We start from the raw sequence: 13,546 nt of genomic DNA, 5'->3' as shown, positions 1-13,546 counted from the left end.
AGTGGCTTGCCTGTCATGCGCCGCACCCCGCCCGCCACCCTCGGGCCGCCTCCACCAATCGGGCGTGAACCAGGTCGACGTGTGGTCGCGACGGCGCGCCGACCCGGCGAGCGAGGAATCCGGTGTTGATCGGCGGGTCGACGGGATCGAGCAGCGTCACCAGCGTTCCGTCGGCCAGTTCCCGGCCGCACAGGTAGTGCGGAAGCACACTGATCCCCGCCTCCGCGACGATCGCGGCGAGCACCGCGCGGAGGTCGCCGACGATCAGAGCCGGCTCGGTTTCCAGGCGGGTCTCGAAGACGTGGCGCCAGTAGCGGCGCAGGATCGGCAGATCCGCGGCGTAGCTGACGAGCGGGATGCCAGCCAGCGCGATCGGGCCGTCGGCGCGCAGGCGTTCGGTGTCGATGCGCTCGGCTATCGAGGGTGCGGCGACAAGGAGGAATTCTTCGTCGACGAGCGGTTCGGCCAGTACGGTCCGCCCCCGCGGGCGAGTGGTGGCGAACACCAGATCCAGCGCGCCCGACTGTAATCGGGCGAGCAGGTCGTCGGTGAGCCCGGTGCTGACGGTGAGCCGTACGCCGTCGGCGACCAGTGGTGCGAGCGCGGGCACGACCTTGGCGGCGAGCATCTCCGCCGGTCCGCCGAGCAGCACCGGCGGCTCGGGCGGCGCCGCACGGTCGGCCGTCGCACCGCTCACGACCGTTTCCAGCGCCTCGAGTGGGCCGCTCACCCTGGCCGCGAGCTCGTGACCGGCGGCAGTCGGCGACACCCCGCGGGGCAGTCGTTCGAACAGCGGCCTGCCGAGGTGCCGTTCGAGCGCCCGGATCTGCGTGGTCACGGTCGGCTGGGACAGCCCCACCTGGGCCGCGCCCGCGGTGAGCGATCCGGTGCGGAAGACGGCCAGGAAGGTCCGCAGTTGCACCAGATCCATCGAGCCATCGGCTGACCTATGTCTCATATAGACAATCCTATTGGTCAGGAGATGTCATCGACCCTAGCGTTGTTCCCATGGCAAACATCCTGTTCGTTCTCACCGGCGCCGATCATTGGACACTGGCCGACGGCACCGAACATCCCACCGGCTACTGGGCGGAGGAATTCACGGCGCCCTATGCGGCCTTCACCGGGGCGGGCCACACCGTCACCGTGGCCACCCCGGACGGCGTGATCGCGGCCGTCGACCAGGCCAGCCTGGCCCCCGAGGTCAACGGTGGCGCCGACGGCGCGGCAGCGGTCGCCGAGATCATCTCCGGCGCCACCGCGTTGCGGAGTCCGCTCGCTCTCGACAAGGTCGACCTCGCCGACTACGACGCCGTCTTCTACCCCGGCGGTCACGGCCCGATGCAAGATCTGGCCGTCGACCATGTCTCGGGCACGCTCCTCAACGACGCCCTCGCCTCCGGCAAACCGCTCGGCATCGTCTGCCACGCCCCCGCCGCGCTGCTCGCCACCGCGGAGTCGGGCAGCTCCCCCTTCGCCGGCTACCGGCTCACCGCGTTCAGCAATGCCGAGGAGACCCAGGCAGGCTTCGCCGACAAGGCGAAGTGGCTGCTCCAGGACCGGCTGGTCGCACTGGGTGTCGACTACCGCGAAGGCGAACCGTGGGCCCCGCACATCGAGGTCGACCGCAATCTCTACACCGGCCAGAACCCCGCCTCCGCGAGCCCACTGGCCGCCGAAATGCTCACCGCTCTCTGACAAGTCGCACAGGCTGTACCGACCGGACGGTTACCTCAGCTGATCACCGCGGTGAGTTCGGCGAGTTCGGCCGCCAGGTTGGCACGGGCGATCGCCTCGTAGCGGTCGTGGGCGAGGTCGGTGCGGAACAGTCGGGGCTGGTTGGCGAGATTGCGCAGTACCGACGCGCGGCCTGCCCGGAACAGATCGTCGGGGACATGGGCGTATTCGGCCCGGATCGCGGTGGTGTAGGCGGTGTATTCCTCTGGTGTGCCACCGAGAACGACCAGGTCGGCATCACAGAGCACCGCGCCGTTCGCATCGCCCGGCTGCGGGTTGTGCCCACGGGTCAGTACCACGAGCCGCACCACCTCCTCGACCAATGCCGTTGCGGCACCGAGTGATTCGAGGATGTCGCGACCCAGGTCGGCGCTGCGCTCCTCGTTGTCGGCCCGAGCGACGGCGTAGATCGCGTCGTGGAAGAACGCCGCGTACCGCACGGCATCGATATCAGCTGCGGCACCGGCGAATTCGTCGATGGCCGCGAGCATCACCGCCAGGTGCGTGCCGGTGTGGTAGCGGCGGTGCGGCTCGCCGTACCGCCCCACCACCCCGGCACCGATTTGTTCGGCTCCGACCCCGGCCAACGCGATCCACCGGTCGATCAGGTTCTGCGACAACGCACTCATACAACAAGTTTCGTCGTCGGCACCGACGCCCACAACCCCCGATTCCTACCTGGTACGCACCCGAAAGGGCTCAGACCTCGGCAGCGGCGAGGGCCGCACGTACCTCCTCGGCGCTGCCACGCTTCGAGGCGGGCGGCCAGTTGCCGTCGGCGACGGCGTAGGGGTGGATGTAGACCGGTGTATCCCGTTGGGAGCGGCGACTTTCGGCGAGGGAGCCACCGTCGACCACGTCGTAGCCGATGGTGTCGATGAGGTCGGCTGCCAGCTTCTTGGCGTCGGGGTCGTCGCCGAAGATGGGCAAGGCGGAGCGGTCCGCGGCGCCCGCGGGCCGGGCGAGTTCAGCGAGGTTGGCGTAGACGATGTTGTTGAACGCCTTGACCACCTTCGATTCGGGAAGGTGTTGTTGCAGCAGTTCGCTGGTGGTGGTCTCGTCGGCGTCGAGTTCCGGGAACGCACCGTCGCGGTCGGGATAGTAGTTGTTGGTGTCGACCACGACCTTGCCCGCGAGCGGTGCGACCGGCACCTCCCGATACGCCTTCAACGGCACGGTCACCACCACGAGATCACCGGCGGCCGCCGCCTCGGCCGGGGTGGCCGCCCGTGCCCGCGGACCCAGCTCGGCGACCAGATCCGCCAAGGTCTCCGGTCCGCGCGAGTTGCTGAGCACCACGTCATAGCCCGCGTCCACCGCCAGCCGCGCCACGGTGGAACCGATATGTCCGCTACCGATCAATCCGAGTGTCGTCATGCGCGGAACAACCGCCACCACCGCGCGGTTGTTCCCGGCTCATGTGGACCATTGTCACCGCTCGAGCCGCCGGATAACGTGGGGCGATGGTGTCTTCGGCTCATCTGGCGTCGTTCGCGGGTTTGGCGTTTCTGCTGGTGATCGTGCCAGGGCCGAGCGTCTTGTTCACTATCGGCCGTGCGCTCACCGTCGGACGGCGATCGGCGCTGATGACCGTGCTGGGCAATTCGGTCGGGGTGTACGGACAGGTTGTCGCTGTCGCGTTCGGATTGGGCGCGGTGGTGGCCGCGTCGGCGGCGGTGTTCACCGCGATCAAACTCGTCGGGGCCGCCTATCTGGTCTATCTCGGTGTGCAGGCGATTCGGCATCGCGGCGCGCTGCGGACGGCCTTTCATGCCGAACAGAACGTGGATTTCCACAGTCCGATGACGGCGTTCCGGGACGGTTTGATCGTCGGCGCCGCCAACCCGAAAACCATTGTCTTCCTGGCGGCGCTGCTGCCCCAGTTCGTGGACACCACACGCGGTTCGGTGCCACAACAGATGCTGATCCTCGGGCTCTGCATCCCGGTGTTCGGCCTGATCTTCGACTCGCTCTGGGCGCTCGTGGCGGGGTCGGCGCGGTCCTGGTTCGCCCGGTCACCGCGCCGCCTCGCCGCCGTCGGCGGTACCAGTGGCCTGGTTATGATCGGGCTCGGCACGTCGCTGGCTCTCACCGGCCGCAAAGACTGAACTACGACCGTCAGGATGTTCGATGAAGAGCTTGCTGCTCGCCGGTGCTGTAGCGCTGATGTTCTCGGTGTCGACGCACGCCGTGGCGCAGGCCGAGCCGCGACCGGGTGCCGTCTACGTCGCGCTCGGTGATTCCGGGGCGGCCACGACGGGTGCGGTCGATCTCGACCTCGCCGCACCGCTGCGCTGCGTCCGTTCCACCTCCAACGCACCGAAACTGGTCGCCGAGAGGCTCGGGCTGGCGCTGGACGACCGGACCTGCAGCTCGGCGAAGATTCCTGATCTGTACACCTCGCAGGGCGCGGGGATCGCCCCGCAGTTCGACGCGCTCGGTCCCGCCACCGAGATCGTCACGCTGCACATGGGCGCCAACGATGCCGACATGACCGAATACATCCTCGGCCATTGTCATGCGGGAGCACTCAGCGGTGGGTGCGCCGCCGAAGCGGATCCGGAGTGGGACAACAAGATCGACGCGATCGCGCCCGCCTACGCCGCCGCACTGGCCGACATCACCCGGCTCGCGCCCAACGCGACCGTCTTCGTCGACGGCTGGCCCACCTACCTCACGAACACCAGCTGCCCGGCCATGCTCGGCCTGCTCCCCGCCGATGCCGCCTACATCCAGTCCAAGTTCGAACGCCTCAACACCGTCGTCGCGCGGGCGGCCGCCGCCCACGGCGCCGTGTACATCGATACCGTCGCCGCCTCGCGCGAGTTCGGGATGTGCGCCGCCCCGGCGACCCGCTGGTTCGATCCGATTCTGGCCGATCAGACCCTGCTCCCCTATCACCCCACCCTCGCCGGGCAGCGCGGCGTCGCGGACCTGATCGTCGCCGCCGTCGAATCGGCCGGAGTCCTCGCCCGCTGACCTCGCCGCGGTCTAGAGCTTGTCGCCGCCCGCGGTGAGGTCGCGCACGAGCAGCGCGGCGTGCAGGGAGGTGCGCGATTCACCGTCGTCGAGGTCGACAGCGAGGATGCGTTCGATGCGGTCGAGACGGTCGTAGAGGGTGGGTCGGCTGATCGCGAGTGCCTTGGCGAGTTCGGTCTTGTTGCCCGCCAGGTCGAGGAAGCGGCGCAGGGTGCCGGTGAGGTCGGCGGTGTGGCGGATGTCGTAGCGCAGGAGCGCGCCGAGTTCGGCCTCGGCGAAGCTCTGCACGCCCGGCTCGTCGCGGATCGACGAGAGCAGGCCGCGCAGGCGAATATCGGCGCTGCGGAAGAACATTCGGCTCGGCACCGTCGTCATCGACTTGGCCACCTCGGCAACACCCGCCGCGTGCGCGAGCCTGCCCGCGGTATCGAGCAGAGAATCGGAATCGGCGCCGGCACCGATGACCGCACGACGCACGCCCTCGACCCGGCGGATCTCGGCCAGTACCGCGGAACACACCGGTACCAGACGATCATCGACATCGCCGCCGCGCGACACCGCGAGGATGACGGTGACCTGCTCCCCGTCGGTACCACCGCGCGTTCGCCGGTGTTCGGCCGCGCTGAGCGCCGACGCGTCGGCCAGGCCGAGAGCGTGCGTCACCGCTTCGACGATCGACTCGCTCCGTCGTTGCGCCGCCACCGGATCCGTCGTCGACTCGGTGTCGATCTCGATCGCCAGCGGCACGTAGCGGGCACGCCGGTGCAGCCCGAGGGCGGCAGCGCGCGCCTGTGCGTCGCGCTCGTCGGTGACCCGCCCTTCCACCAGGTCGGCGATCAGGCCGGTCTGTGCCTGCCGGTGCAGCCCGAAGCGGTCCTTGTCGATCATCCGGTGCAGGGTGATGGTTTGCGCGGCGCGTTCGAGCACCATGGCGACCCGCGCGGTATGGGCACGGCCGGTGCGCAGGATCAGCCTGCCCCAGCGCTGTGTGTGCGGGCCGACGCCGACCACGCCGGACCCGTCGGGCAGCAGCCGCGACATCGACTCCCAATCCTCGAGCAGCGCAGCCGAACTGATGTGGCGGGCAGTGGCTGCCAGCACTCGATGCGAGAGGTCTTCCAGCACCACCGACGCGTCGAGCATGCTCGCGGCGGTCTGCACGATCTCGGCCAGCGCGGCGCGGCGCACACTCAGCTCGGTGAAGGTCTCGTGCACCGTGCGCGCGAACTCGAGTTCGGCGTACTGGTCGGCGACGATCGCCCGGTGGACGGCTTCGGTGATCTCCACGAAGCGGGTCACCCGATGCAGCACGATCACCGGCAGCCCGAGTTCGGCGGCCGTGGCGGCGACGACAGGACCGAGTTCACTCACATAGCTGCCGAGTTCCACGACCAGTCCCGCGATACCGGCGGCGGACAGGGATCGCAGGTAGGCGATCCGCGCCTGCTCGGGAGCGGCGAGTGCCTGCCCGGTGGTCAGGATCAACTCCGAGCCGACCAGGAGGTCGGCCACCGAGGCCTGGTCGCTGACATGCACCCAGCGCACCGGCCGGTCCAGGTTCGCGGCACAGATGACCTCGGGTTGCCCGGCTTGCATCACCGGCGTCGCGAGCACATCGGACACGGTCAACAGCACTGACGAATCGTAATACGAATCCCGGAATTGTGTACAAATCGTCGCCCCGCACCGACCTCGGGATAGACCAGGGTGGAAGCATCACACCACTGGGGCGAAACGAGGCATCCATGCAGTCCATCGGCCATTGGATAGACGGCAAATCGGTGAGCGGTACCAGCGAGTCCACCGCGCCGGTGACCAATCCCGCCACCGGTGTCGTCACCGGGGAGCTGGCGCTGGCGAATGTGGCCGATACCCGCGCCGCGATCGACGCCGCGACGGTGGCCTTCGCGTCCTGGCGTGACACCTCGCTCACGCGCCGCACCCAGGTGCTGTTCCGGTTCCGTGAGCTGCTCGCCGAACGCCGAACGGAACTGGCCGCGATCGTCACGGCCGAACACGGCAAAGTGGCCGCCGACGCGCTCGGCGAGGTGACCCGTGGTCTCGAGGTCGTCGAATTCGCCTGTGGCATTCCGCATCTGCTCAAGGGCGGGTTCACCGAGAACGCCTCGACCGAGGTCGACATCTACTCGATCCGTCAGCCGCTCGGCCCGGTCGCGATCATCGCACCGTTCAATTTCCCCGCCATGGTGCCGATGTGGTTCTTCCCCCTCGCGATCGGCGCGGGCAACACGGTGGTGCTCAAGCCGAGCGAGAAGGATCCGTCGGCGGCGCTGTGGCTGGCGCGGCTGTGGCAGGAGGCCGGGCTGCCCGACGGTGTGTTCAACGTCGTGCAGGGTGACAAGGTCGCCGTCGACGAACTCCTGGACAACCCGGGGATCAAGGCGGTGTCGTTCGTCGGCTCTACCCCGATCGCCAAGTACGTCTACCAGCGCGGAACCGTGGCGGGCAAGCGGGTGCAGGCGCTCGGCGGCGCGAAGAACCACATGGTGGTGCTGCCCGACGCCGATCTCGACCTGGCCGCCGATGCCGCCGTGAATGCCGGTTTCGGATCGGCGGGTGAGCGGTGCATGGCGATCAGCGTGGTCGTGGCCGTCGGTGGGGTGGCCGACGAACTGATCGCCAAGATCAGTGAGCGGGCCGCGAGCATCGTCACCGGCGACGGCACCAGCGGTGCCGAGATGGGCCCGCTGATCACCCGCGCGCACCGGGACCGGGTGGCCGAGTATATCGACGCGGGCGAAAGCGCCGGTGCCCGTGTGGTTCTCGACGGTCGCAACCTCACCGTCGACGGTGCGCCGGACGGATTCTGGCTCGGCCCGACGATTCTCGACGAAGTCACGCCCACCATGAGCGTCTACACCGACGAGATCTTCGGCCCTGTGCTGTCGGTCGTGCGGGTCGGCACCTACGAGGAGGCGGTGGCACTGATCAACGCGAACCGCTACGGCAACGGCACCGCCATCTTCACCAACGACGGCGGCGCGGGACGCCGATTCCAGCACGAGGTGGAGGTGGGTATGGTCGGCATCAACGTCCCGATCCCGGTGCCGATGGCCTACTTCAGTTTCGGCGGCTGGAAGAACTCCCTGTTCGGCGACTCGCACGCGCACGGCACCGACGGCGTGCACTTCTTCACCCGCACCAAGGCGGTCACCGCCCGCTGGCTCGACCCCAGCCACGGTGGGCTGGAACTCGGCTTCCCGCAGAACAAGTAACCGTTCTCGACCCGCCCCCGACTCTGGACTGACCGGAGGGTGCGACGAAGGAGTACCCGTAGGGAGGGAAGAGTCGGGGTTACAGGGTCGGGAACTGCGGCGCCAGCCGCCAAGAAAACAGGAGACTCACGATGACGCTTTCCGACGAGGCCGCTCGCGCCTACGAACTCGACCGCCGCCATGTCTTCCATTCCTGGTCCGCGCAAGCGGCTCTCACACCGACGGTGCTCACCGCCGCCGAGGGTTGCTACGTGTGGGACGGTGAGGGCAATCGCCTGCTCGACTTCTCCTCGATGATGGTGAACACCAATATCGGCCACCAGCATCCGAAGGTCGTCGCCGCGATCCAGGAGCAGGCGGCCACACTGTGTACTGTCGCACCGCACTTCGCCAACGACGCGCGCTCCGAGGCCGCCCGCCTGATCAGCGAACGCACTCCCGGTGACCTCGACACGATCTTCTTCACCAACGGCGGCGCCGACGCGGTCGAGCACGCCGTCCGGATGGCGCGACTGCACACCGGCCGCTACAAGGTGCTCTCGCGTTACCGCTCCTACCACGGCGGCACCGAGACCGCGGTGAACCTCACCGGCGACCCGCGCCGCTGGCCCAACGACCACGGCAACACCGGCACCGTGCACTTCTTCGGTCCGTTCCTGTACCGCTCGGAATTCCATGCCACCGACGAGGCGCAGGAAACCGAGCGCGCACTGGAGCACCTTTCGCGCACCATCGAGATGGAAGGTCCGGCCACCATCGCCGCGATCGTCCTGGAGTCGGTGCCGGGCACCGCGGGCATCATGGTGCCGACCCCGGAGTACATGCGTGGGGTGCGCGAACTGTGCGACAAGCACGGCATCGTGTTCATCGCCGATGAGGTGATGTCGGGCTTCGGGCGGACCGGAAAGTGGTTCGCCATCGACAATTTCGATGTCGTGCCCGATCTGATCACCTTCGCCAAGGGTGTGAACTCCGGTTATGTCCCGCTCGGTGGCGTGGCGATCAGCGCGGCCATCGCGGCGACCTTCGCCAACCGGGCATATCCCGGCGGGCTCACCTACTCGGGCCATCCCCTCGCCACCGCCGCGGCCGTCGCGACGATCAACGCGATGACCGAAGAGCGCATCGTCGAGAACGCCGCCGACATCGGGGCGAAGGTCATCGGACCCGGCCTTCGCGAACTGGCGCAACGGCATCCGAGCATCGGTGAAGTCCGCGGGCTCGGCGTCTTCTGGGCACTGGAACTGGTCCGCGACCGCACCACCCGCGAACCGCTCGCCCCCTACGGCGGCACCAGCCCCGCGATGAACGAACTGGTCGCCGCCTGCCGCGCCGGCGGCCTGCTGCCGTTCGTCAACTTCAACCGCCTGCACGTGGTCCCGCCCTGTGTGATCACCGAAGCCGAGACCAAGGAAGGGCTCGCCATCCTCGACCAGGCACTCACCGTCGCCGACGCGCACACAGTCTGACCCGGCACGCGGCGGGCGTAATGCGCCCGCCGCGTGCGTGATTCCCCGTCGCTACCCCTTCAGCCAGTCGATCGCGATGGCGACGACGGCAGCGTTGAAGAAGAAGCTCAGCACGGCGTGAGCGGTGACGCGCCGACGCATCGACCGATTCACCACCGTCACATCCGACACCGCGAACGAGGTGCCGATGGTGAACGAGAAGTACACGAACTCCGCCAGCTGCGGCACCGGGCACTCCGGGAACCGCAGTCCCCCGTCGGCGAACTGGGCCTGCGCGTAGATCTGCGCGAACGCGGTGTGCAGGAGCAACCACGACATCAGCACCGTGGCCGCCGCGACAGCATTGTCGGCCTCGCTGTCGCGGGAACCGATCATGATCATCCCCGCCGCCAGCCCGGCGCCGCTGGCCACCATCGCGAAAGTGGTTGTGTACCAGCGTGGACCGATCCACTCGACGGAGTCGTCGGGCAGGTCGCGGTGCAGCAGCAGCCATCCTGCCGCGACATAGGCCACCGCGAAGAGATTCCAGACCAGCAGCAGGCCGATCCCGCCGCTGGTCCACGAGAACAGCAGCAGCCAGACGACGCCGAGGGCGGTCAGCCCCAGTTCCAGTACCCACACCACCGTGCGACTCATGGCCGCAACGTCTACCACGCCGCGACGCGGACCCACCGACACCGCGCCGCCGGGGAAGTCGGCATCGACCCACCTGAACGAGAGACGCCGCCCGGCTACCGGATCGGATCGGCGCCGGAATTCCCGGACCGGACCAGGCGTTGTCGAAGAGCGTGACCGATACCGCAGTGCTTTCCGACGAGCTGAAGTCCTACCTCGACGAGGAGAAGGTCTACGCGACCGTCGCCACGGTCGGGCCCAACGGGCATCCGCATCTGACCGTGGTCTGGATCAAACGCGAGGGCGATGATCTGCTGTTCTCCACCACCGTCTCACGGCAGCAGGCCAGGAACCTGGTGCGCGACCCGCGGATCACCGTGATGGTGAACCCGCCGGAACGGCCGTTCCTCTATGCCGAGGTCCGCGGAACCGCTACCACCACACCGGATCCCGAACGGGCGCTGCCGGACGAGATGTCGCTCAAATACACCGGCAAGCCGTATCGCGAGTTCAACCCGGCATCGGTGAACGATGCCGAACGAGTCGTCATCCGCGTCACCCCGACCAAGATCACCGGACGCTTGTGAGTCGCGCGCCCGGCGGAGGTCAGCTCCGCTGGGCCTCTTCCTGCGCGTGCTGCGCCTGCACCAGCTGTTGCGGGCTGTAGCGCACGGTGAGTGCGACGAGCGCGGCGGCGGCGGCAATGACCGCGCAGATGAACAGCACCAGCGTATAGCCGCTGTTGAGGGCCTCGATCTGAGCGGGCGTCTTGTTCGCACCGGGGGCGTCGCTGCCACCGAGAGACAGCGTGCGCGACGCCGCGATCGGGCTGAGCAGACCGATCGCGATCGGCGTCGCCAAGCTCATGAACATCTGGCCCACCGCCGAGAGCGGGCCGATGTTCGACGGCGGAACCCCGACCAGCACGCAGAGCGGAGCGAGCACGATCGCCACCCCGACGCCGAAGCCGATCACCAGCAGCAGCGGCAACAGGGTCGGCAGGTACTGCACGTGCCGGTCCAGCGTCGACCCGAACAGCAGGCCCGCGGCGAGCACCACCGCCGCGGCAGCGAGCAACCAGCGCGGCGCGATCACCAACGCGGCCTTGGACGCCACGGCACCGCCGACGCCGATGCCGATGGTGAACGGGATCGAGGCGACACCGGCCAGCAGCGGGCTGTAGCCGAGCACGTTCTGCAGCAGTTGGGCGACGAAGAACGTCATCGCGCCGAGCACCGCACCGGCCAGGAAGATCAGGACGAAGGTGGCGACCCGGTCGCGGCTGTCGAACAGCGACCACGGCAGCAGCGGATCGGATTCGCGGCGCTCGGCGAGGACGAAGACCACCAGCAGGACGAAACCGCCGATCAGCGAACCGAGGATCAGTGGGCTCGTCCAGCCCATGGCCGGGCCTTCGGTAGCGCCGAACACGATCGTCGCGCAGGCCAGGGTGCCCAGGATCGCGCCCTTGATGTCGAGCGGGGTGCGGTGGTGGGCGGTGTCGGTGAGCGTGTAGATCGCGCCGAGCACGATGAGCGCGCCGATCGGGACGTTGATCAGGAAGATCCAACGCCACCCGACCTCGGTCAGCGCACCACCGACGATGAGACCACCGACCGAACCGATGCCGGCCATCGAGCCGACGATCGCGATCGCCTGATTCCTGGCAGGTCCGGGTGCGAATGTCGTCGCGACCAATGCGAACGCGGTCGGTGCCGCGATCGCGGCGCCCGCGCCCTGGAGGGCGCGCGAGATCAGCAGCATCGCCTCGCCGTTGGCCAGACCGCACGCCAGCGAGGCCGCGGTGAACAGGCCGACGCCGTAGATCAGCATGCGTTTGCGGCCGAACGCGTCGCCGAGCCTGCCGCCGAGCAGCATCAACCCCGCGAAGGTGAGACCGTAGGCAGTCACCGTCCAAGCGCTACCCGAACTGGACAGCCCCATGTCCTGCTGCAGGCGCGGCAGCGCGAAGATCACGACGGTGCCGTCCAGCACAACCATGAACTGCAGACCGCTCAGCACGAGGATGGCCAGGCCGAACGCCCGCTGCTTCACCGGATACTGCATCGTCGCAGCGGGTTTATCGAGCACAGTCAGGCAGTGTAATTGGCGCACCGGCAACGAGTGGGCGCGCCGTCGGTGAAGCTAGTCGAGGCCGAAGCCCGCCGTGGGACCGATGACGATGATCGCTGGCGGGCGGATGCCCTCTTCCTTGACCCGGTCGGCGACCGTGGCGAGGTCGGCACGCACCACGCGCTGGGTGCGCAGTGTGCCCTCCTGGATGACCGCGGCGGGTGTATCGGCCGGGCGACCGCCTTCGAGCAGGGCGGCGGCGAACTTGTCGATCCGCTCGACCGCCATCATCAGCACGATGGTGCCGCGCAGTTTGGCCAGCGCCGACCAGTCGACGAGCGAATCGGGGTGCTCGGGGGCGACGTGTCCGCTCACGACGACGAACTCGTGGGTCACCCCGCGATGGGTCACCGGGATACCTGCCGCGCCGGGGACCGAGATCGGACTGGTCACGCCGGGCACCACCGTCACCGGGATACCGGCCGCGGTGCACGCCTCGAGTTCCTCGTACCCACGGCCGAACACATACGGGTCGCCGCCCTTGAGCCGGACCACGAACTTGCCCGCCTTGAAACCCTCCACGAGCGCGAGATTGATCGCCTCCTGCGCCATCGACCGGCCGTACGGGATCTTGGCGGCGTCGATCACCTCGACGTGCGGGCCGAGTTCGGCGAGCAGCTCCGGCGGGGCGAGCCGATCGGCGACGACCAGATCGGCGCGCGCGAGCAGCCTGCGACCACGCACGGTGATCAGGTCGGGATCGCCGGGGCCGCCGCCGACGAGCGCGACGCCGGGGGGCACGGGTTCCGAATCATCGGTCACCACACCGGATTGCAGCGCTTCGAGCAGACCGTTGCGCACCGCGGCCGAGCGACGGTGCGCGCCGCCGGCGAGTACGCCGAGCGACAGCCCGTCGTAGCGGGCGGTCGCGGGGGTGACCGCGGTGCCGTCACGGGCGATGTCGGCGCGGACGCAGAAGATGCGCTTTGCGGTGGCTTCGGCAACCACGGCGGCGTTGGTCTCTGGTTCGTCGGTGCAGGCCATCGCGTACCAGGCGCCGTCGAGATCGCCGTCGGCGTAGGCGCGCAGTTCGACGCCGAGTTGCCCCGCCGTAGCCATGCCCTCGACAGCCGGAGTGACCGCGCGGCTGATCACGTGCACATCCGCACCGGCGGCCACGAGCAGCCCGAGTCGGCGCTGGGCAACGGTGCCGCCGCCGACCACGACTACTCTGCGTCCACGAAGATCGAGCCCGACCAGGTAGTTCGGGTCGCCTGCGGGCGGGGTCGATGCGGTGTCAGCGGTGTTCGGCACAGTGTCCCAGCCTAGTTCCTGGCTCGCCGCGGCCCGAACGCACCCGCCGACAGACACATCGCGGATCGACGGTGCAGCCCCCGCTTCCGCTCATCATGTCGCGGCGCGGTGTGCGCTCAGTGC

The 13,546-nt window shown here is 68.6% G+C and carries 13 protein-coding genes; 6 read left to right on the top strand and 7 right to left on the bottom strand.

Translation table 11 applies throughout. From position 1 onward, the window contains the following. Window positions 1-13: 13 nt before the first annotated feature. Window positions 14-958 (bottom strand): LysR family transcriptional regulator, encoded by a 945-nt coding sequence (locus ACFWPX_RS19405; protein ID WP_378928572.1) that lies wholly within the window; start codon window positions 956-958, stop codon window positions 14-16. 50 nt (window positions 959-1,008) lie between these two features. On the opposite strand from ACFWPX_RS19405, the gene ACFWPX_RS19400 reads away from it, so the two are divergent. After that, window positions 1,009-1,698: a type 1 glutamine amidotransferase domain-containing protein gene (locus ACFWPX_RS19400; protein WP_378928571.1), complete on the top strand. Its 690-nt coding sequence runs from the start codon at window positions 1,009-1,011 to the stop codon at window positions 1,696-1,698. Between the two features lie 35 nt (window positions 1,699-1,733). On the opposite strand, the gene ACFWPX_RS19395 is transcribed toward ACFWPX_RS19400, so the two are convergent. Further along, complete coding sequence (locus ACFWPX_RS19395) at window positions 1,734-2,366, bottom strand: metal-dependent phosphohydrolase (RefSeq protein ID WP_378928570.1); 633 nt, start codon at window positions 2,364-2,366, stop codon at window positions 1,734-1,736. 70 nt (window positions 2,367-2,436) lie between these two features. Continuing rightward, complete coding sequence (locus ACFWPX_RS19390) at window positions 2,437-3,114, bottom strand: NADPH-dependent F420 reductase (protein ID WP_378928569.1); 678 nt, start codon at window positions 3,112-3,114, stop codon at window positions 2,437-2,439. An 86-nt stretch (window positions 3,115-3,200) separates the two neighbouring features. Between ACFWPX_RS19390 and ACFWPX_RS19385 the strand changes: the two genes are divergently transcribed. Both ACFWPX_RS19385 and ACFWPX_RS19380 read left to right on the top strand, forming a co-directional pair. Beyond that, on the top strand, window positions 3,201-3,845 hold the full coding sequence (locus tag ACFWPX_RS19385) for a LysE family translocator (protein WP_378928568.1): 645 nt from the start codon (window positions 3,201-3,203) through the stop codon (window positions 3,843-3,845). 22 nt (window positions 3,846-3,867) lie between these two features. Continuing rightward, complete coding sequence (locus ACFWPX_RS19380) at window positions 3,868-4,716, top strand: SGNH/GDSL hydrolase family protein (RefSeq protein WP_378928567.1); 849 nt, start codon at window positions 3,868-3,870, stop codon at window positions 4,714-4,716. 12 nt (window positions 4,717-4,728) lie between these two features. On the opposite strand, the gene ACFWPX_RS19375 is transcribed toward ACFWPX_RS19380, so the two are convergent. Next, window positions 4,729-6,351, bottom strand: a complete 1,623-nt coding sequence (locus ACFWPX_RS19375; RefSeq protein ID WP_378928566.1) for a PucR family transcriptional regulator — start codon at window positions 6,349-6,351, stop codon at window positions 4,729-4,731. A gap of 110 nt (window positions 6,352-6,461) precedes the next feature. On the opposite strand from ACFWPX_RS19375, the gene ACFWPX_RS19370 reads away from it, so the two are divergent. Then, window positions 6,462-7,952, top strand: a complete 1,491-nt coding sequence (locus ACFWPX_RS19370; RefSeq protein WP_378928565.1) for a CoA-acylating methylmalonate-semialdehyde dehydrogenase — start codon at window positions 6,462-6,464, stop codon at window positions 7,950-7,952. A 131-nt stretch (window positions 7,953-8,083) separates the two neighbouring features. Further along, window positions 8,084-9,421 (top strand): aspartate aminotransferase family protein, encoded by a 1,338-nt coding sequence (locus ACFWPX_RS19365; protein WP_378928564.1) that lies wholly within the window; start codon window positions 8,084-8,086, stop codon window positions 9,419-9,421. 51 nt (window positions 9,422-9,472) lie between these two features. On the opposite strand, the gene ACFWPX_RS19360 is transcribed toward ACFWPX_RS19365, so the two are convergent. Next, window positions 9,473-10,057, bottom strand: coding sequence for a DUF1345 domain-containing protein (locus tag ACFWPX_RS19360; protein ID WP_378912324.1), 585 nt, complete (start codon window positions 10,055-10,057; stop codon window positions 9,473-9,475). Window positions 10,058-10,209: 152 nt separating this feature from the next. Between ACFWPX_RS19360 and ACFWPX_RS19355 the strand changes: the two genes are divergently transcribed. Further along, window positions 10,210-10,623 (top strand): PPOX class F420-dependent oxidoreductase, encoded by a 414-nt coding sequence (locus ACFWPX_RS19355; protein ID WP_378928563.1) that lies wholly within the window; start codon window positions 10,210-10,212, stop codon window positions 10,621-10,623. Window positions 10,624-10,642: 19 nt separating this feature from the next. Here ACFWPX_RS19355 and ACFWPX_RS19350 read toward each other — a convergent pair whose 3' ends face one another. Further along, entirely contained in the window at window positions 10,643-12,103 is a 1,461-nt protein-coding gene (locus tag ACFWPX_RS19350; RefSeq protein WP_378912736.1) for an MFS transporter, read from the bottom strand. 78 nt (window positions 12,104-12,181) lie between these two features. After that, a complete protein-coding gene (gene cobA, locus ACFWPX_RS19345) occupies window positions 12,182-13,423 on the bottom strand; it encodes a uroporphyrinogen-III C-methyltransferase (protein WP_378912326.1) in 1,242 nt (413 codons plus the stop codon). Between the last annotated feature and the right edge of the window lie 123 nt (window positions 13,424-13,546).

The organism is Nocardia sp. NPDC058518, from assembly GCF_042719655.1.
GTDB lineage: Bacteria > Actinomycetota > Actinomycetes > Mycobacteriales > Mycobacteriaceae > Nocardia.
The sequence above is the reverse complement of the archived record's forward strand: the minus strand, read 5'-3'. Positions and strand labels throughout refer to the sequence as shown.